Source organism: Skermanella stibiiresistens SB22 (assembly GCF_000576635.1).
In the GTDB taxonomy this organism is placed as follows: domain Bacteria; phylum Pseudomonadota; class Alphaproteobacteria; order Azospirillales; family Azospirillaceae; genus Skermanella; species Skermanella stibiiresistens.
The window spans coordinates 194,406-213,859 of the sequence record NZ_AVFL01000010.1; the positions used below are offsets into that span (position 1 = coordinate 194,406).

Consider the following 19,454-nt stretch of genomic DNA (forward strand, 5'->3'; position numbering starts at 1 on the left):
GTTGGAACATTACATATTCCGAAACACGTAAAAGTCCAGAGGCTCTTTTGGATAACCAGCCGGATTATTTGACAATCTAAGTAGTTGTTCGTAGGCCCAGCGAATCACTCGTAAAAGAAAATCGTCCCGATTTGCCCCGACACAAATAAAACATGATATCGAAAGCATATTGGTATTCGAACGGAAACCAAAAGCATTCTTGACATATCCAAGCCAATATCGTGGTGAATTCGTGACACACACGTGTGCGGCGTCGATCAAATCTTGCGATGTGAAATCGTCCGGCGCACTCAGTTCCGGTTTTCCCGTACCCAGCCATCGAATGTCGTATCGAGATCCTAAAATTTACCCCATAATTCCTTGAAATTAAACCTCGCGGTATTGTTTGGTAAACGTTGATTTTATCAATCGAGGCAGACAACACGCCTGGAATCACTTCAAGGCTTAGTCGGATCGATACGATGATCATAGACATCGGCAATCAAACGTGAATTGAACAGCGCAATGGTTCATGTCCATTGGACCAACTATAAAAACAGCCATTATATAGGATGTTCATGAAGCACACTTATTTCTATTGGCTCGCCAACGCTCGACTGTGGTTCCGATCGGTCTAAAACACTTTATCGTTTGACGCCGAATGGCATTGAGTGGACAGTCAACGACACACATCGGGAGCGGGCGCGCCACGCCAACCGCTCATACAAAGCTTAGGTTGCAAGTAACTCCAAGATGCCACAACTTCCTTGTTCGCGAATTCATTGGGAAACTTGATGGCGATCGAGGCCCAACACAGTCCCCGTTGCAACCTTTCAAATCACCGCCCCTTGCACTTATCGGAAGCGGTGGTTTCAGCCGAAGGCGTCATCGTCATCCTGACGCCTGTTCCCCGTCGAGCGTCACAAAGCGTCCTGTGAGCGATATGATCAGCATCGTAATGCCGTCCTACAACTCAGCCGGCTTCATTCGCGAAGCCATCGACAGCATCACCGCCCAGACTTTCCCGCATTTCGAATTGCTGGTCTGCGACGATGGCTCGACCGACGACACGATCGCGATCGTCGAGGAGTTGGCACGCGTCGACAACCGGATACGACTGATCCGGAACCAGCATGGCGGCGTCAGCCGGAACTGCAACGTCGGTCTGCGGGAAGCCCGGTTCCCGTGGATCGCCCGGCTCGACGCCGACGATATCGCGGCTCCCGACCGCCTGGAAACGCAGATCAAAGCGGCGGAACGGCATCCGGACGTGGTCTGCTGGGGGGGAGGATCCCGAATGATCAGCCGGGACGGCCGGAAGTTGCGGAGAGCGCAACTGGGTCCGGTCGACATGGCGGAATTCGATGAGTTGCGCCGGACCGGAAAGGTCATCTACATCATTGGACCCACCGTGATGTTCAAGCGCGACGCGGCGCTGCGGGTCGGAGGCTACGATCCACGCTTCGACGGCGCGGAGGATATCGATTTGCTGAACCGGCTGGCGGATCTGGGTCCGACGCTGACATTGCCGAAGATACTGACCCATTACCGCATCCACGGAAAGAGCATCACCGCCAGCCGCTCCGCCCGCCAACGGATCATGTTCGCCTTCATCGAGGAGCGCAACATCGCGAGGCTCGGTGGCCATGACCTCGATTTCGACGCTCATCTCGCGAGGCTGGCGGCGCGCTCCACCTTGCGGAGACTGCATGAGGACATCGCGGGGCGGGGCAGCCAATACTACAAGAACACCGTCATCCACTTCGCGGAGCGTCGACTGCTGAAAGCCCTCGGCACCGGTGTGCTGGCGGTGGTCCTACAGCCCGTCTCATCGTCCGGACGGGTGTATGGCTGGATATCGCGCGGGGTCAGGCGGCGCTTGAACGACCTGACCCGCGACGGTGGCCGAGGCATATCCCTGACGGCCGGGGAAGGCGACCGGCCCGCCGGCTAGGCGACGGGCCCGGCCTTCCGGTCGATCAGAACGCCTGGACGACCAGCAGGAAAGCGAGACAGAGCAGGCCCATGCCGGCCGAGTAGAGGGACAAGTCCCGGACCATCTCCCCGATATCGGTCATAGTTCGGCTCCTCGGTTGTCAAAGGGTCGGCGCCGCTGGATCACGTCACGGGCGGCACGCTCGGCGTGTGCGGGGCTGCGGAAGGATTTTCGATCGAGGGCGCCGTAAGCCCAATCGGCGGCGAAGAAGATATAGCGGTTGGCTTCGGCGACGACGACGCCGGCTTGGTCACCTTGTACTTCGATCGCGTATGCGCGCGCTGATGTCATGGAATGGCTCCGATGGCACGGTCGGAAAGAGGCCCGCTGGCTGGGGACCGCATTCGGACCTGTAAGGGGAATGCGATGATGTCGTCATGGTCAGCGACAACACATCGACGATGCCCCGGAGCCGGGTGCGGCCTGGGTGGTGATATGGACCTTTACCATCATTCAAATCCTCAAGTTCGAGCCACGGAATCGGTCGTGGCGCTTTAGCGTTTGATGACGCGGCGCAAGCGGAACTCGTCAAATGCCCGCGGGACCCGAGGGTCCGAGACGATCCTTGCCGACAAACCCGACCGGGTCAATAGGAATTTGACAATCTTCATGTGAAACTTATAATTTAACATTTTTATTTTGCTAAACACTTGGCCGCGACGCTTTGCGCCAGCCGAAGACGTCCTCGTTCAAAGCTCATCTGATATCTTTTTCGGAGCCGTCACCGGCTCAACACATCCCACGAGAGAATGCCTCGCGGATAAGCACGAGAAAGATGATCGAGATGACCAAGGATCCAACCATTGGCACGCGGTGCGGCGATGCCGACCTATCCCGTCGAGCCTACCTGAAAGGCGCCGTAGGCCTGGCGGCGGTGGGTGCGGCCGCCCTGCTTCCCGGTGGGACCAGGGCGGCGGAGAGCGCGATCCCGGCCGGCACCACCCCATCGGCCAAACCGCGTTTCGCCTATGTCGGGTGCAGGACGACCAAGGAACGCAACGCGCGCGGAGAAGGCATCGGCGTTTATCAGGTCGACGCCAGCACCGGCGCCTGGGCACCGGTGCAGCTTCTGAAGGATCTGGTCAATCCCTCGTTCCTGGCGTTCGATCCGACCCAAAGGTTTCTCTACACGGTCCACGGCGACCAGGGCGAGGTCAGTTCGTTCGCCATCAACGACCGGACCGGCGAACTGACCCTGCTCAACACGGCGTCGTCCGGCGGCAAGAACCCCGTCCATCTCACCACCGACCCCAGCGGACGGTTCCTGATCGTGGCGAACTACGCGACCGGTGGTGTCGCCACGCTGGCGATCGGCGCCGATGGGAAACTGGGCGACATCGTCGACTTGGTGCCCCTGGCCGGCACTCCGGGTCCCCACAAGGTGGAGCAGGCGAGTTCCCACCCCCATCAGGTCGCCTATGATCCGACGCGTGATGTGCTCGCCGTGCCCGACAAGGGCCTGGACGCCGTCTTCACGTTCCGCCTGGACGCGGAGAAGGGCAAGCTGGTCCCCGCCGGAGCGGGATCGGTCACCGCGCGCTCGACCTCCGGGCCCCGCCACATCGCTTTCGGTCCCAGCGGGACCCACGCCTATGTGGTCAACGAACTGGACTCGACGGTCACGACCTACGCCTACGACGCCTCCGCCGCGTCCTTGAAGCCGCTGCAAATCCTCAGCACGCTGCCGGCGACCTTCACCGGCGAGAACAGGGCCGGCGGCATCGTGATGGCGCCGTCGGGCCGCTTTCTCCACGCCACGAATCGCGGCCACAATCACGTCGCCATCTTCGGGGTCGATCCCCGGACGGGCCTGCTCCAATCGGCCGGCTGGGAGCCGACGCGCGGTAAGATGCCGCGCTTCATCACGCTCGATCCGTCGGCGCGGTTCCTCTACGCCGCGAACGAGACGACCGACACCATCGTCGGATTCCAGGTGGACGCGGCGACCGGCGCGCTCACGGCCCTGGAGCCGGCGGTCCAGACCGGCAGTCCCGTCTGCGTCGTCTTCAAGACGGCGTGAGGTGAGCGCCGGACCGGAGGATGGCGGCGGTCAGCCGCCGCCATCCTCCGCCGACAGCTTGCCGACCGCACCGTCGACCAGGGCCGACAGACGGTCGATCTCGCGGCGCAGTTCCTCGATGCGCTCACGGACAGCCGTGATGTCCCCTTCCCCTCCGATGCCTCCCCCAATATCCGCGCCAGAGGGCGGCATCGGGGTCTCCGGCGGGGCGCCGGCCGCCGTTCCCGGCCGCCACGACGAAACGCCGCTGTCGTCCGCCGACGGCACCTTGGGCGGAACCGCCTCGGTCCGGCCCGTGGCGCCGCCGCCCTGATCCACATCATCGCTGGTCATCATCAATTCCCTTCCGCCTTGTGCAGGCACCTCCGCACGCAAGCCAACAAATCCCATCCGGGACCGTGCGGTCCACCGAATCCCGAAGCGCTGGAAACACGATGCGAAAGCTGAAAGTTGCCGCTTGATTTCCGGTGAACCGCGTGCGTTCCCCGTTGGATATACGCGGTTTCCACCCCAAAAGAGGGGTTTTGGTGATGCAGCGTTGTGACATCTCCGCCCCAATGGACAGGAGGCGCGGGAAAGCGCTGGACAGACGCCCTTCTTCACTACCTCTTAGTGATCGTGGCTTATAGACGCCCGACGTTTTCCAAGATCCGAAACCAGTGACTATCGAGGAGCACCATGAATCGAGCCGAACTCGTGGCCGCCGTGGCCGACCAGACGGGGCAGACGAAAGCGGATGCCGGCAAAGCGGTGGATGCCGCCTTCACTGTCATCACGCAGGCTTTGGCGTCCGGTGACGAGGTCAAGGTTCCAAACTTCGGCAGCTTCAGCGTAGCCGAGCGGGCCGCCCGTGAGGGCCGCAATCCGCAGAGCGGCGAGAAGATCACCATCGCAGCTTCGAAGCAGGCGAAGTTTTCGGCGGCCAAAGGCCTGAAAGACACTCTGAACGGCTGATCCCCAGGAGAAGCCGGCGGATTTTCCATTCGCGCCACGGGGCTTCGTCCTCGTGGCGCTGGCGTCGGAAAGGCGCTGAACCCCAGCGTCCCTCCATCTTTCCGCTTTTTCCTGCGTTCCGGGACGCCTTCTCCCAAACGACGGAAGGCGGGTCAGAAAGCCGCGGACAAACGCCCCGGAAGCGAACGCTTCCGGGGCGTTTTTCTTTGTCCATTGGAGAAGGCGACTGGCACCACCCTCCGTCGGATCAAGAGGACGCCATGTCTCTCCCATGGGATAAATCTAAATTACACCTTCGGACCGCGAGATGAATACCGACAGGGGCTGTTGTGGTTGTCACTAGTCTGGACAATCAAAAGAGGTTCGCGTCCCATGACGAACACAGACGACACCTCGACCGGGCGTGCCGACCCCGAGAAGATCGGTGTCTATTCCACCAGTTCCGACACGGCCGCGCCGAGCAAGATGTCGACGGCCAGCACCATGGCGGGCGACGCGAATCGGAGGGCGAGCGCCTCCACCGCGGCCTCCCCGGCCAAATGGATCATCCCCGCCGTGGTGGTGGTCCTGATCATCGTGGCCTTGCTCTACTTGTTCTGACCGGCCGTAACCCATGGCTGACCAACCGGACGAGTCGACGCGTCCCCGCGTGAGCGGGGATCAAGCCATCCCGGTCATCGAGGAGGAATTGACTGTCGGTATCCGCGAGGTCGAAACCGGCCGCGTCAGGATCAGGACCGTCACCCACGAGACCGAGCGGGTGATCGACCAAGCCTTGGCGTCCTTGGACGTCGATGTCGAGAGGATACCGATCGGCCGCGAAATCCAAGTGGCTCCCGAGGTCCGCGACGATGGCGAGACCATGGTCATCCCCGTCGTGGAGGAACGCTTGGTGGTCGAAAAACGGCTGTTTCTCCGTGAGGAGATCCATGTGCGTCGGCGCCGGACCGAAACCCGCTTCCAACAAACCGTGACGCTCCGATCCCAGGACGTCGTCGTCGAACGCGATGACGACGCCGCTTCGGAGCGTTCCGACTGATCGATCCAGTTCCCCAAGGGAAGGAAATCCACCATCATGACCAAGACCGTCGTCGCCCTTTATGACAGCGCCACCGATGCCGAAACCGTCAGCGCCGAACTCTCGACCGCTGGCTTCACCGATACCGAGATCGTCGATCACGCCTCGCTCGGCTCCACCAGCGGTTCGTTCTCGGACACTTCCGTGACCGACGCGTCCCTGACGACCGGTACCGCAGGCGGTATCCTGGGTTCCCCTCTTGGCGCCGAGTCATCGGTCGGAATGGCGCCCGCCGCGTCCGGCGCGGTATCCGACGGAATCCTGGGGCGTCTGCGCCGCTCCGGCGTTCCCGAGGACGAGTCCCATGTCTACGCCGAAGGCGTCCGCCGCGGCGGCGCGCTGGTGATCGCCCGCTTGGCTGACGACAACGTCGATCGTGGGCTGGAGATCATGAGCAATCACCGTCCGGTCGATATCGATGAGCGTGGCTCCAGCTGGCGCTCCGAGGGTTGGTCCAGCTATGACGAGAGTGCTGGCCCCTATGGAGGCACCGGGCTGACCGACGCGGCGACATCCATGCGCGGCGTCAACACGGCGTCCACCGCCTCGACGACATCCACCGCGTCGACCGGCTTGACCGGTGACCGGATTCATGGCGACGAGGAGACCGTGATCCCGATCGTGGAGGAGCAGATCGCGGTCGGCAAGCGCGAGGTCGAGGGCGGCACGGTGCGGGTCCGCAGCTATGTCGTTGAAACCCCGGTCGAAGAGAGCGTCAGGCTGCGTGACGAATCCGTGCATGTCGAGCGTCGCAAGGTCGACCTACCGGTGGACGCCGCCACCGACGCGTTCCGCGAACGGACCATCGACATGAGGGAAACCTCGGAGGAGGCCGTCGTTTCCAAGACGGCTCGCGTCACCGAAGAGGTCGTGATCAGCAAGGACGTCAACGAGCGGATCGAGCAGGTATCCGATACGGTGCGCCGCACCGAGGTCGACATCGACAGGGCGGCGGATACCAACCGCACCCTGAAGACCGGCGTCGACCGCGATCGGGACATCTGAACCCGGTCGCTCGACTGAGCACTGGTCCGAAACCGGCAATCCCCGGCGGCGCTTCTGGCGCCGCCGGTTTTTCCTTGAGCACGATCGAGATGAAAGGTCTGTCCGACATGCCTTTCCGAAGCGCATGGCGTGTCCTGGTCGCCGCCTTCAATGGGTGGCTGGAGGATCGCGCCGCCAGCATGGGGGCGGCCATAGCCTTCTACACCCTGTTCTCCATGGCGCCGATGCTCCTGCTGATCATCGCGGTCGCGGGTCTGGTGTTCGGCCCGGACGCCGCCTGCGGCGCTCTGATGGGGCAGTTGGAAGGCATGATGGGTCGCGAGGGCGCCGCGGCGCTGCAGGCGATGATCGCCAGCGCCGGCCAACCGGTGTCCGGGGTCATCGCCACCGTGGTCGCCGTGGTCACCCTGATCGTCGGCGCCACCACCGTGTTCGCCGAGTTGCAGTCCTCCTTGAACGTGATCTGGAAGGCGGAGCCTCCGCCGGGCTCCAGCGTCGTCGGTTTGGTCAAGGTCCGGTTGCTGAGCCTATCGCTGATTGGCGCGATCGGCTTCCTGCTGCTGGTGTCGCTGGTCGTCAGCGCGGGGCTGACCGCCCTCAGCGATTTTCTCGCCGGCATCATGCCGGGGCTCGATATCGTCATGCAGGTCCTGAACTTGGTCATTTCGCTGGCGGTGGTGACCTCGCTGTTCGCGATGATCTACAAGTTGCTGCCCGACGCCCGGATCCCCTGGCGCGATGTCTGGTTCGGCTCGTTCATCACGGCCGTCATGTTCTCCATCGGCAAGCTTCTCATCAGCCTGTATCTCGGTGGCAGCAACATCGCGTCCGCCTATGGCGCCGCCGGCGCCCTGGTGATCGTGCTGATGTGGGTTTACTACTCGGCGCAGATCTTCCTGTTCGGCGCGGAGATCACCTGGGCCTTCTCGCTGACCCACGGCAGCCGGGCCCGCCGGCACGCCCAGCGGGTTCCCGCGCGCTGAGCCTTGCGGTTTCCGCGCCCGCGGCGCACAAAGCCCCATGCTGTTCAAGACCCTGCTGATCCTGACCGTCCTCGCGGTCCTCTTCCCCGCCGTTCGGAGACGATTCACCCGGATCGGCTGGTGCGCCTACGGGGCGTTCGTGCTGTTCCTCCTGGTCTCGACGATTTCCCATGGGTGACTGACGGGCCGCTCCGCCTCACAGGGCGGCGAGACAAAGGTCCACGTCGGCGGGATCGATTCGGAAATTCCAGTTGTATTCCAGGGTGGGCCGCAAGGCCTGGGTGAGGACGCCCGGTATGGCCTTGTGCCGCTGCCCCATCAAACCTGTCAGGTGACGGTAGAACTCCGGAAGGTGGTGAGCCGGGTGCAGTTCGATCAGCAGCGCGCCTCGCGGCGCGAACAGCATGTTGGTGAAACCGGCGCCATGGACGCCGATGACGATCTCGGCGCCACCGAACAGTGACACCTGCTCGTCGAACGACAGATCCTCCAGCCGCACCGTCTCGAATCCATGGCGTGCCACCACCGCGCGGACGGCGGCCTCGTTGTCGCAGCGCCGGAACAACGAGCCCTCGCGCGAGACGAAGATGCGGCGCGCCTTGGATGCTCCTCCCCCGACGCCCGCCAGCAGCTGGTCCCGGACCCATCCGGCGGCGGCCCGACCGACCGAGGGTCGCATCCAATCCATCTGACCATCGACGCGCCGCGGGCGCGCAACCAGCCCCGGAACCGTGAGCCGGCGGAACCGGGTCAGGCTGGCGGGGTCCGACACGATCAGACGGGACTGCTCGACGCCCATCAGGTCCAGCGTCCTCGTCTGGAAGACCGTTAAAGCGGAGTTCACCAGCAAGGGGCCGTCGAGCCCCTCGATCGCCGCCAGCCGGGGCAGCGTGTCGAGCAGCCAATGATAGTAGTTGGTGGTGCCGCCGAGGAACACCACGGCGTCGTCCATCCGGCGGCGCTCGAGGTCGTCGCGGACGAGCACGTTCCCCTCGCCATCCGCCGAGACGACGAAGTTGTCCCGGCCCAGCGGCGGCGTGAACACGAGGTCGAGCGCGAGTCCGTCGCCATCGATCAAGTGCCACTGATCGGCGCATAGATCGACCTCGTCCAATTCCACCGTACCGGTCCCAGCTCCACCGTTCTCGGCCACGATCCGCCCAGACAGTGGAAACAGCCGCCGGATAGCCTCGCCGACCGCGGGTGTCCGCGTCGCCAGCCGGACCCGAGCGGCGGCATCGGCGTGACCCGTCGCCGCCAGGCGGCGCCACCGCTCCAGCGCCTCGATCCGGCGGCCACCGTCATCGAGCGCGCCCGCCAGATTGGACAGGACGCCGGGATCATCGGGGGCGAGCGCCTCCGCCTCCAGCAAGGCATCGACCGCTTCGCCGAACCGCCGTCGCCTCGCCGCCACGGTGCCGAGAACCGTCCAAGCGTGGACGACCTCGGCGCCGCGTTCGAGCAGTCCCCTCGCGATCGTCGTGGCCTCGTCACCAAAGCCGCGCGTCGCCAGCACGCCCGCCAAGACCGCTTCCGACGCGTCTCGCCGCCGCGACTGGCCGCCTTCCTTCCCCCTGTCCCCCTTCGCCAAGGCACGGCGCAGCAGGGTCTCGGCGCGCTCCAGGCTGCCCAGACGGGCGCAGGCGACGCCGAGGTTGTGGAGTGCTCCGGGGTCGTCCGGCGCCACCTCGATCACGCGCTCGAGCAGGGCGGCGGCGGTGGGCTCGTCGCCCTCCTCCAGCAGATCCGAGGCGATTTCGCCCAGGAGGGCCGCATCGTTGGGATGGTCACGCGCCAGTTCGGCCCGCAGGCGGCCCATCTCGGCGGTGTGCCCGATGTCACGCAAGGCTCGGGTCAGCATCAGGACGGCCCGGCCATCCCGGGGATCGGCGCGGCTGGCGATGGTGAAGGCGGTGGCGGCCGCGGCGCCGTCACCGCGCCGCATGAGGCAGAGACCATGGAGATACGCCATGGCCCCGTCGTCGGGTGCCAAGGAACGCCCCCGCTGGAGAAGCGTGTCGGCCGCATCGAGATCGCCCGCCAGAAGGCGCTCGCGGGCGCGCTCGAACAAGGGCTTCGAGCCCAAGCCAGCCAGATCCCTCATCTCATCCATCGGTTTCCCGCCACCCGTACTCCCATCCTCGATACCCCTCCACGATACCCCATGACACTACGACGCGCGCCGGCGCGCTGCGACCGATTTGAAGCGACGGCACGTCCGAATTGACGAAAGGGAGAAGCTTTCTATACATCGGAGGGGTCCGCGCCATGGCATGACCCTTTTGGAGTGCGCGCGTCGGCTCGACGCTCCGCGTCGATCGAACCGGGAAAGACCAGACGCACCGATGCTCGCGACCTGTGCCGAGACCGACTTGCGGCGGATCATCGAAGGGATCGGCACCCCGACATTCGTGATCGACGCGCGGAAAGACCGGTCTTTCCGACAAATCGGCGGAAACCAGCGTTCGACGGCGTTCTTCGCCGCGCTGTCGGCGGATTTCAGCGATCATTGTCTCGCGTGCCTGGATACCGGGGAAGCGGTGGAATTCGACCGCGACTTCCTGGATGACGGGCGCGCCCGCTCCGCGCGAATCACTTTGGTTCCCCTGTTCGACGAGACCGGCGGGGTCGCCCGCCTGCTCGGCACAGCCACCGACGTCTCGGCGCGCCGGGCCGCCGAACGGGAGGCCCAACGGACACGGGCACTCTATCAGGGCGTGCTGGACGAGCAGCAGGACCTGATATCGCGGTTCCTACCCGACACGACCCTGACCTATGTCAACGACGCCTACGCCCGCCTGCTGGGCGTTCCTCCGGAAGCCATCCTGGGCCAGAGGTTCGCCGACGCCCTGACGCCTTCGGACCGCGCGCGGGTGACCGCGCTGTTCGACCATCTGGGCGAGAAGGTGGAAGGCGAGCCGATCGAACTCGTCAACGAGAACGCCGTGGTCACGCCATCGGGCGAACAGCGCTGGATCCGCTGGCGCAACGTTGCCCTGACCGACGAGGGCGGCCGCATCGTCGGCTATCAAAGCGTCGGCACCGACATCACCGACCGCAAGCTGGCCGAGGAAGGCATGCGGACGGCGCAGCGGAGCCTGCGCGAGGTGATCGACAGCATCTCCGAAGGTTTCGCCCTCTATGACGCGGACGATCGGCTGGTGTTGTACAACGAGAACTTCGCCGCCAACACGCCGCACCTGGATGCCTTCGACACGCCGACCGGAGCGACCTTCGAGGACATCCTGCGCGCCGGCTTGGACAGCCGGCGACTCCTGGATGGGCGGGCGATAGCGAACCGGGAGGCGTGGATCGCGGAGCGGGTGGCGGCGCACCGCTTCCCGCCCGATACACCGGCCGAACAGCGGCTGGCGGACGGCAGGCATTTCCGGGTATCTGAGCGGCGCACCCGTGACGGCGGCGTCGTCTGCATCCAGACCGACATCACGCGCCTGCGCGAGCAGGAGGCGAAGATCCGCGAAAGCGAGAGGCGGCTCAAGGTGATCCTGGACACGGCCGCCGACGCGATCATCACGATCGACGGGCGCGGCACCGTGCGCGACTTCAACAAGGCGGCGGAGGCGATCTTCGGATACCTGGCCGACGAGGTGATCGGCCGGAGCATCGAGATGCTGATGAGCGTCGACATGGCGGCGGCGCACCAAGGCTTCATCGATGCCCATGTCGCGACCGGCGTCAACCGCATCGTCGGGGTCGGCCGCGAGGTCCAAGGTCGCCGATCCGACGGAAAGCTGGTGGATCTGGATCTGGCGATCAGCGCCGTGGCCGGCGGCGACTCGCTGTTCACCGGCATCCTGCGCGACATCACCGACCGGAAGCGGACCCAGGCCGCCCTGGTCGAGAGCGAGCAGAGGATGAGGCTGCTGGCCGACAGCGCAACCGACATCATCTCGCTTCACGCGCCGGACACGACGATGATCTACGTGTCGCCGTCGTGCCAAGCGCAGCTTGGGATCGAGCCAAATGACATGATCGGTCGGCGGCTGGAGGAATTCGTCCATCCCGACGACCTACCGGTGGCCGAGTTGACACGGTCGGGCGAACGGGTCGGGCCGGCGGGATCGGCCGTGTTCCGCCTGCGCCACCGGGATGGGCGCTGGCTGTGGTTCGAAAGCGTGTCCGGCAGGCTGGAGGGCACGCGTGACCACGGGGCCGGGATACTGACCTCGATGCGCGAGGTGACCGAACGAATCCGCTATGAGCAGGAGCTTCGCGAAGCCAGTGACCGGCTGGCGGCCCAAGCCGTCGAACTGCGGAAGCTGGCGGTCGACCTGGACGTGGCCCGCCGGATCGCCGAGCAGGCGAGCGACGCCAAATCCCAGTTCCTCGCCATGATGAGCCATGAGCTGAGGACTCCCATGACCGGCGTCATGGGGATGGTCGACCTGCTGAACGGAACGCCGCTGTCGGACGAACAGCGCGGCTATGTCAGGACATTGGGCGCGTCGGCCGGCATCCTGCTGACGATCCTCAACGACGTGCTGGATTTCTCCAAGATCGAAGCGGGGCATCTGCTGATCGAGGAGATTGACTTCGACCTGCGCCGGATCGTCGACGACGTGCTCCACCTGTTCTCCGGCCGGGCCGTCGAAAAGGGCGTGACGCTGACCGCCGATGTCCCGGCGGACGCTCCCGGGGTGGTGCGCGGCGACCCGACCCGGCTCCGCCAAGTTCTGTTCAACCTCGTGGGCAACGCGCTGAAGTTCACCGAGACGGGCGGCATCCAGGTCCGTCTGGCCGGGCATCGGACCGATGACGCCGACGATGGGGTATCGCTGCGCTTCGAGGTCAGCGATTCTGGGATGGGACTGACCGAGGAACAACGCTCGCGCTTGTTCGAGGCTTTCGTCCAAGCCGATACCACGACCACCCGGCGATTCGGCGGCACGGGACTGGGGCTGGCGATCTGCAAGCGGCTGGTCGAGGCCATGGGGGGTGAGATCGGGGTCGAGAGCGCTCCCGGTGCTGGATCGACCTTCCATTTCACGGTGCGGCTGACCAGGGGGCACGCCGAGCCACCGCCCGCGAAGCCCGTGATGACCTTTCCGGCTGCCGCGAAGCGGGGTGTAAGGATCCTGCTGGCGGAGGATAACGAGGTCAATCGCCTGCTGGTGGTCAAGATGCTGGAGCGGCTGGGCCATACCGCCACGGCGGTGGAGGATGGCCAGGCGGCCGTGGAAGCGGCCCGTCATGGCGGCTATGACATGATCCTGATGGACATGCAGATGCCGGTGCTCGACGGCGCGTCGGCGACGCGCGAAATCCGGAGGCTTCCCGGTGCCGCCGGCCGGGTTCCGATCGTGGCGCTGACCGCCGACGTGGCGTCGGGCAATCGGCAACGCCATCTGGAAGCCGGGCTGGACGGATACTTCACGAAGCCGATCGATTGGACCGCTTTGGCATCGGCCATCGATGCCCTGGCGGGCGACGGGGATCTTGACGGGGGCGCCGGGCGGGCGGAGGACGGCGGCGCGCGGTCTCCGGTGTCCGCCATACCCGTGATGGCGTGCGCGGATGCGGCGCCGGGTACCGACCTGCTGGTGCGGCTACCGTTGGTCGATATCGGTAGGCTGGAGGAATTGCGGGCGTCGATCGGCGACAGCTATGACCTGATGATACAGATGTTCCCGGAGTCGGTGCGCGAGGAGTTGGACACCCTGCGTGCCGGGCTGCTCGCCGGGGACGCGGTCACCTCACGGCGGGCCGCCCACACGCTGAAAGGGGTGGCCGCCAGCTTCGGCGCCACACGGATCCAGGCGATCGCCCACATGCTGGAGGACACCAGCCATTCGCCGGAGTATTCGGCGCAACTGCTGAACAGCCTGGAAGCGGCCTTGGCGGCGACATTGGACGCCTTGAACCCCGTCGCCTGACGCGCCGGTCCCCTCTCCCGGCGGGTGTCAGGCCAAGTTGCCCAGCCGCCGTTTCAGGATCTCGCCGCCATGGTGCGGAACGAACTGGCGGCGGTCCCCCAGGGCGACCAGGGACAGCGTCTTGCGATCGTCGGGGTTCGCCAGCCGGACCAGCCGGGCATGGGCGACGAAGCCGGGAGGCTCTGCGATGCTGGCCACCTGCCAGACATCGGGATACGCGGCACCGGTCTTGACGAAGCACTGGCCGACCTCGATCGTCACGGCAACCTCCTGCAACATCCGCCGGCCCAAACATCCGGCGCTGAACGATCATCCCGCCTTCATATTACATTAACGTTAATCTGGCGCATCCGTCGCGGTCGCCGTCATCTGGGACGTCAGGAATCCGTCACGTCGATCTCCAGCTCCAACAGCTCTGAACTCAGGCACTTGCCGTGGGGATCGATCGCCAGGGAGGTCGTGACACCGCCGCGCAAGGCGTGCTGGCAGACGAATTGAAGCGCCGAGACGTTCGGCATCTCGAATCGGGCGACGTCACCCTTGATGGTGCGCGACAGGTGGCGCTTGACCCGATCGCCCGTGACTTCCCGGCACAGCAGCGGATAGTCCGCCTCGTCGAAGGCGAACAGCGACAGGGTGGAGGTGTCGCCCTTGTCGCCGGCGCGGCAATGGGCGATCTCGTGCAGGCGAATCCTCATCGGGCGCTCTCCAGGACGGTGACTTGGGGGCGGATCCTCGACCGGTCCACCAGGGTGGAGACGATGCCGACCGTCTCCTGAACGAGCTTGCGGGCACCGCCACCTCCGGCGGGACCATTGGTCAGCATCGCCTCGACCTCGCGTCCGATCTCGCCGGCGATCTCGCCGCTGGCGGCCCGGCCGACCAGCCGTAGTCGGTATTCGACCGTGGGGGCTTGTCCATCGAGGAAGCCGTGGCGGTACGCCTCGCCACCGAGGCATTCGACCGCCAAATCGGGGAAAAGGGGCTTCAGCCGGTCCCGCAGGATCTCGCCGGCCAATCTGGCGCGCGCGAGCGCGTTGGCGCCGGCGTAGGAGATTTCCCCCTCGCCCACGAAGCCGGCATGATAGCCGACGCTGACCTTCAGCGTGTCGGGACGGGGCCGCGCCGTGCCGCCGGTGACTTCGACACGGTCCTGGCCAGTGGCGGTGATCCTGACATTCCGGAAGTCGGCGATGGCGTCGGGCGTGATGTAGCCGGACGGATCGGTCACCTCGTAGAGCAACTGTTCCCTGACGGTGGCAACCGTGATGGTCCCGCCGGTTCCCGGCAGCTTGCCGAGCGCGCAGTGGCCGTCGGCGCCGACCTCGGCGAAGGGGAAGCCCAGGTCCGCCAAGCCCGCGACGTCCTTGCGGCCAGGATCGGCGAAGTAGCCGCCGGTGATCTGCCCGGCGCATTCCAGCAGGTGGCCGATCACCGTCGCCTGCCCGATCCTGTCGCCGCCGGACCTGTCGCTATCACCGAGATCCCAGCCGAAATGATGGGCCAGTGGCGCCACCACCAGCGACGGGTCGGCGACCCGACCGGTGATCACCACGTCGGCGCTGGATTGGAGCGCCGGCATCAAGGCGTCGGCCCCGAGATAGGCGTTGGCCGACAGGATACGGCCATGATCGGCCAGCGGCCTGCCGGTCTCCAGGGACGGCACCCGCGGATCGAGGATGTCGAGGACATCGTCGCCGGTGACGACGGCCACCGTCAGGGCGATGCCGGCCTCCTCCGCCAGCCGCACGATCCGGTGCCCCGCCGCCAGGGGATTGGCCGACCCCATGTTGGTGACGATCCGCGTGCCGTGGCGTTTCAGCAAAGGCAGCAGGGGACGAAGGCGCCGCTCCAGCAGCGGATCGAATCCCGCTTCCGGGTCGCGCATCCGGCGCTTCTGCCCAAGCCCGATCGTCCGCTCCGCGAGGCACTCCAGCACGAGGTAGTCGAGGCCGCCCTCCTCCAGCAATTTCACGGCGGGTTCCAGACGGTCGCCGCCGAAGCCGGCGCCGCAGCCGATGCGTACCATGTCGATAGTCTCCTCAGATCGCGCCGGTGGCGTATCAGATCGCGCCGGTGGCGTAGGCGACGGCGGTCATCACCAGCGTGGTGCCGAATGCCCAGGGAAAGATGAACCGTTGATGGTCGCCAAGGGTGACGCCGCTCAAGCCGATCAGGATGAAGGTCGACGCCGTCAGGGGGCTGAGCGGGAAGCCGGTGGTCATCTGACCCAGGATCGCGGCGCGGCCGATCAGGACGGGATCGAGGCCGAGCGTGGACGCGGCGTGCGCCAGCACCGGCAGCACGCCGAAGTAGAACGCGTCGGGCGTGAAGACGAGGCTGAGCGGCATGCTGAGGACCGCGACGATGATCGGCAGGTAGCCCACCGCCGCGTCGGGAATGACCGACACCGTGGCGGAGGCCATCGCCTCGATCATCTTGGTGCCCGTCAGCACGCCGGTGAAGATGCCGGCCGCGAAGATCATGGTCGACACGGTGACGACGCTGGAGGCGTGGGACACCAGATGCTTCTGTTGGTCCTCCCAACGGGGATAATTGACCAGCAGGGCGATCGAGAAGGCCAGGATGAACAGGACAGGCAGGGGCAGCAACGACATCAGCAGGCCGATGATCAAAACCACCGTCAGCGCCACGTTGAACCAGAACAGCAGCGGATTGCCCAACGCGATCTTCTTGCCATCCAAGTCGCCGGGCGGGTCCCCGGCATCGCCGCCCAGCCGAGACGCCGGAGTGGCGGCGGCGCCGACACTGACCGGCTGGTGGAGCGTGACCACGCCGAGCCGCCGCCGCTCGCGCAGGCCGAACATGAATGCCACGAACAGGACCCAGGCGATGCCGGCGAGCATGGCCGGAACCACGGGATTGAACACGACCGAGCTATCGGCCTTGAGAGCCGCCATGGCGCGGACGGTCGGCCCGCCCCACGGCAGGATGTTCATGACACCCGCTCCCAGGCAGACGATGCCCGACAGCACGAGGCGGTCCATGCCAAGGCGCTGGTAGAGCGGCAGCATCGCGGATATCGTGATCAGGAAGGTGGTGGCGCCATCGCCGTCCAGCGAGACGATCATGGCGAGCGCTGCGGTGGCGAGCGCCACCTTGACCGGATCGCCTTTGACCGCCTTCAGCAAGGCGGAAACCATCGGATCGAACAGCCCGACATCGAGCATCAATCCGAAATAGAGCACGGCGAAGATGATCATGACGCCGACCGGCGCCACCTTGATGATACCGTCGAGCATCATCTTGCCCAGATCGGGACCGGCGCCGGCAAGCAAGCCGAACACGACGGGGATCAGAACCAGGGCGACGAGCACGGACACGCGCTTCGTCATGATCGCGATCAGGAATATGGTGATGGTCGCGAAGCCAAGGGCGGCTAACATTTCCTCTCCTTTTGTTTATCGTTGATCAGCGGCTCTTCAGCGGCGGCTTGGTCCAGGATGCTTGGTCTGGCTGAGGGCACCCGATTTATTGGCGGTTTTGATAAAGACTCGGCAGCCATAGGTGAATTGAAACTTTTTGATCTCAGTGATAAAATCTCTTAATGAATATGGAGCTTCGCCAGATCCGAGCCTTCATCGTCGTGGCGCGTTTCGGCAGCTTCACCCGGGCCGCCGACCTCTTGAACCTATCGCAGCCGGCGTTGACCGTTCAGATCCGCCAGCTGGAGCAGGCGCTGGGCGTCAAGCTGTTCGACCGGAACACGCGGTCGGTCGATCTGACGCGGATGGGGCGCGAACTGCTGCCCGTCCTGACGCGGTTGATGGGCGAGATGGACGCCGTCGTCTCCGGCACCCGGGAAATCGCGGCGATGCGGTACGGCGTGGTCCGGATCGCCGCCCTGCCCAGCGTCGCCGCGACGGTGCTGCCGCCGCTGATCGCCCGTTTCAAGGAGCGCCATCCCCATATTCGGGTGACGGTGCGGGATTCGGTGGTTGATCGGATCAACGCCATGGTCCGAGACGAAGTGGTCGATCTCGGCATCGGCGCCGATCTGGAACCCGAAGCCGATCTGAGGATGGCGCCGCTGTTCGAGGACGAGATGCGGGCGGTCGTCCCGGTCGGGCATCCCCTGTGTTCGGAACGGGAGGTCCGGTTGGAGCGGCTGGCCGGGGAACCGCTGATCCTGATGGATGTCGGGAGCAGCGTGCGGCGCCTGACCGACAGGGCCTTCGCCGACTTGGGCCATCTGGCGAAACCGGCCTATGAGGTGACCTATATGAGCACCGCCCTGGGCCTGGTGCGGGCCGGGCTGGGCATCGCGATCCTGCCCTCCACCGCGATCGAGCTGCGCCTGGAACCGGCGATCCCAGCGCTCCCCATCGTCGAGCCGCGACTGCGCCGGCCGATCACCCTGGTGTTGAAGGCGGGGCGCACCCCGCCCCCGGCGGCGGCGACGTTCCGCGATTTCCTGCTGGAACGGGCCGCGGTGGAACCCGAATCAGCGGAAAACAACGCTCGGGCGCCACGCCTCACTCCTCGAGCAGGGCCGCCAGCTTGAGCGCGGAACCCATCGAACCCTGGACCTTCAGCTTGCCGGTCGCGAAAGCCAGCGTCGGGTTCAGCTCGCCGTCGAGCATCCTGTCGAAGTTGTCCAGTGTCATCCGGATGGTGCAGACCGCCTCGCCGTCCTCGCGATGTAGTGTCGCTGGGCTTTTGCTGGCGTCGAGCCTGAGCAGCCCATCCTTGCCGAAGTCGAATTTGGCGGCGCCGTTGAACGCCCGGAACTGGGACAGCCGCTTCCGCATCTTGGCTTCGATCTGGTCGAGTGTCATGGTCGCCGTCAGCCTGTCCGGTGATAACTGGTTCGGGATGATACCATTCACGCCCGGACCAGATCCAGATAGCGGCGCGTCGCGATGATGTCCGCCTTCAAGTTGGCGCGCCGGATCATGGCTTCCCGATCCTCGCCCCACTGCTCGATCTGGAAGGTCTCATCTAGCTGGGCCGCGGCATAGGCCTCCTCGGCGGACACCCTGCGTTCCAGAAGGGCAAGGGCCAGCACCAGCGACCCCAACTCGGACGTGGCGTTCTGCACTCCGGCCAGGATCAGGTCGTCCAGGTTCTCGACCTCACGCGCCAGCCGGACGCAAGCGTCCTCCGGCTGGGGCCGCGGCATGATGCCGACATGGACGTGCAAAGTCGCGCCATAGCGGACGGAGGCCCAGTCCAGCAGCGGCTGCCAGACGGTGGCCTGCCGCTCCGCCAATGAGATCGGCTGATCGGCGCGGTAACACAGCAGGTCGGTCGCGCCATAGGCCGCGACGGCCTTGACGATCTCGTCCCGTTGCGCCGGGATCCGGTCGATCGCGGTGCTGGCGAGCTGGGTGATCGGCATCTGGGCCGGCTTGATATGTTCGACCTGCCCGTCCCACTCCTCGGCGATCGCGCGCATCAGATCGGGCTTGGGCAGCACCAGCGGCGCCTTGGCGGGAGTGCGCAAGGGCCTTCCATCAAGCCGGACCTCGTGTCCGGCCTCGGTTTCCGCGACCGTGACTTCCTTGTAGAACCGCTTCATCTC

At 65.2% G+C, this 19,454-nt stretch carries 19 protein-coding genes; 10 read left to right on the forward strand and 9 right to left on the reverse strand.

Going from position 1 to position 19,454, the window contains the following annotated elements:
* Positions 1-922 precede the first annotated feature (922 nt).
* A complete protein-coding gene (locus N825_RS36565; protein WP_051512425.1) occupies positions 923-1,933 on the forward strand; it encodes a glycosyltransferase family 2 protein in 1,011 nt (336 codons plus the stop codon).
* Between the two features lie 120 nt (positions 1,934-2,053).
* Here N825_RS36565 and N825_RS15640 read toward each other — a convergent pair whose 3' ends face one another.
* Positions 2,054-2,266 carry a hypothetical protein gene (locus N825_RS15640; RefSeq protein ID WP_037453500.1) on the reverse strand — a complete coding sequence of 71 codons (213 nt, stop codon included), beginning with the start codon at positions 2,264-2,266 and terminating at the stop codon, positions 2,054-2,056.
* A gap of 493 nt (positions 2,267-2,759) precedes the next feature.
* Between N825_RS15640 and N825_RS15645 the strand changes: the two genes are divergently transcribed.
* Positions 2,760-3,995 carry a lactonase family protein gene (locus N825_RS15645; protein ID WP_084164774.1) on the forward strand — a complete coding sequence of 412 codons (1,236 nt, stop codon included), beginning with the start codon at positions 2,760-2,762 and terminating at the stop codon, positions 3,993-3,995.
* A gap of 30 nt (positions 3,996-4,025) precedes the next feature.
* On the opposite strand, the gene N825_RS15650 is transcribed toward N825_RS15645, so the two are convergent.
* On the reverse strand, positions 4,026-4,328 hold the full coding sequence (locus tag N825_RS15650) for a hypothetical protein (protein WP_198038345.1): 303 nt from the start codon (positions 4,326-4,328) through the stop codon (positions 4,026-4,028).
* 345 nt (positions 4,329-4,673) lie between these two features.
* Between N825_RS15650 and N825_RS15655 the strand changes: the two genes are divergently transcribed.
* The 6 genes from N825_RS15655 to N825_RS38925 all read left to right on the forward strand — a co-directional run bounded on the left by N825_RS15655 (position 4,674) and on the right by N825_RS38925 (position 8,193).
* Positions 4,674-4,949 carry an HU family DNA-binding protein gene (locus tag N825_RS15655; protein ID WP_037453506.1) on the forward strand — a complete coding sequence of 92 codons (276 nt, stop codon included), beginning with the start codon at positions 4,674-4,676 and terminating at the stop codon, positions 4,947-4,949.
* 372 nt (positions 4,950-5,321) lie between these two features.
* The gene (locus N825_RS15660) at positions 5,322-5,549 is read left to right on the forward strand and encodes a hypothetical protein (RefSeq protein WP_037453510.1); all 228 of its coding nucleotides are present in this window, start codon (positions 5,322-5,324) and stop codon (positions 5,547-5,549) included.
* A 13-nt stretch (positions 5,550-5,562) separates the two neighbouring features.
* Entirely contained in the window at positions 5,563-5,988 is a 426-nt protein-coding gene (locus N825_RS15665; RefSeq protein ID WP_037453513.1) for a YsnF/AvaK domain-containing protein, read from the forward strand.
* Between the two features lie 36 nt (positions 5,989-6,024).
* A complete protein-coding gene (locus N825_RS15670; RefSeq protein WP_051512426.1) occupies positions 6,025-7,032 on the forward strand; it encodes a YsnF/AvaK domain-containing protein in 1,008 nt (335 codons plus the stop codon).
* A 107-nt stretch (positions 7,033-7,139) separates the two neighbouring features.
* Positions 7,140-8,015, forward strand: coding sequence for a YihY/virulence factor BrkB family protein (locus tag N825_RS15675; RefSeq protein ID WP_198038346.1), 876 nt, complete (start codon positions 7,140-7,142; stop codon positions 8,013-8,015).
* Positions 8,016-8,052: 37 nt separating this feature from the next.
* Entirely contained in the window at positions 8,053-8,193 is a 141-nt protein-coding gene (locus N825_RS38925) for a hypothetical protein (protein ID WP_157619259.1), read from the forward strand.
* A gap of 18 nt (positions 8,194-8,211) precedes the next feature.
* On the opposite strand, the gene N825_RS15680 is transcribed toward N825_RS38925, so the two are convergent.
* Positions 8,212-10,128, reverse strand: coding sequence for a glycosyltransferase 61 family protein (locus N825_RS15680; protein ID WP_037453515.1), 1,917 nt, complete (start codon positions 10,126-10,128; stop codon positions 8,212-8,214).
* 232 nt (positions 10,129-10,360) lie between these two features.
* On the opposite strand from N825_RS15680, the gene N825_RS36570 reads away from it, so the two are divergent.
* A complete protein-coding gene (locus N825_RS36570) occupies positions 10,361-13,909 on the forward strand; it encodes a PAS domain S-box protein (protein ID WP_051512428.1) in 3,549 nt (1,182 codons plus the stop codon).
* Between the two features lie 27 nt (positions 13,910-13,936).
* Here N825_RS36570 and N825_RS15690 read toward each other — a convergent pair whose 3' ends face one another.
* The 4 genes from N825_RS15690 to N825_RS15705 all read right to left on the reverse strand — a co-directional run bounded on the left by N825_RS15690 (position 13,937) and on the right by N825_RS15705 (position 17,316).
* Positions 13,937-14,170: a hypothetical protein gene (locus N825_RS15690; protein ID WP_157619261.1), complete on the reverse strand. Its 234-nt coding sequence runs from the start codon at positions 14,168-14,170 to the stop codon at positions 13,937-13,939.
* Positions 14,171-14,286: 116 nt separating this feature from the next.
* Positions 14,287-14,607 carry an AtuA-related protein gene (locus tag N825_RS15695; RefSeq protein WP_037453519.1) on the reverse strand — a complete coding sequence of 107 codons (321 nt, stop codon included), beginning with the start codon at positions 14,605-14,607 and terminating at the stop codon, positions 14,287-14,289.
* The gene (locus N825_RS15700; RefSeq protein WP_037453522.1) at positions 14,604-15,938 is read right to left on the reverse strand and encodes an acyclic terpene utilization AtuA family protein; all 1,335 of its coding nucleotides are present in this window, start codon (positions 15,936-15,938) and stop codon (positions 14,604-14,606) included. Before N825_RS15700 ends, N825_RS15695 begins: the two co-directional genes overlap by 4 nt.
* A gap of 34 nt (positions 15,939-15,972) precedes the next feature.
* Positions 15,973-17,316, reverse strand: a complete 1,344-nt coding sequence (locus tag N825_RS15705) for a CitMHS family transporter (protein WP_037453525.1) — start codon at positions 17,314-17,316, stop codon at positions 15,973-15,975.
* Between the two features lie 161 nt (positions 17,317-17,477).
* Here N825_RS15705 and N825_RS15710 point away from each other — a divergent pair, with 161 nt between their 5' ends.
* Complete coding sequence (locus tag N825_RS15710; protein ID WP_037453527.1) at positions 17,478-18,434, forward strand: LysR family transcriptional regulator; 957 nt, start codon at positions 17,478-17,480, stop codon at positions 18,432-18,434.
* Here the strand turns inward: N825_RS15710 and N825_RS15715 are convergent.
* Positions 18,406-18,759 (reverse strand): SCP2 sterol-binding domain-containing protein, encoded by a 354-nt coding sequence (locus tag N825_RS15715; RefSeq protein ID WP_245613132.1) that lies wholly within the window; start codon positions 18,757-18,759, stop codon positions 18,406-18,408. The genes N825_RS15710 and N825_RS15715 overlap by 29 nt on opposite strands.
* Positions 18,756-19,451 carry an ATP12 family chaperone protein gene (locus N825_RS15720; RefSeq protein WP_037453529.1) on the reverse strand — a complete coding sequence of 232 codons (696 nt, stop codon included), beginning with the start codon at positions 19,449-19,451 and terminating at the stop codon, positions 18,756-18,758. The genes N825_RS15715 and N825_RS15720 overlap by 4 nt, the downstream gene beginning before the upstream one ends.
* Between the last annotated feature and the right edge of the window lie 3 nt (positions 19,452-19,454).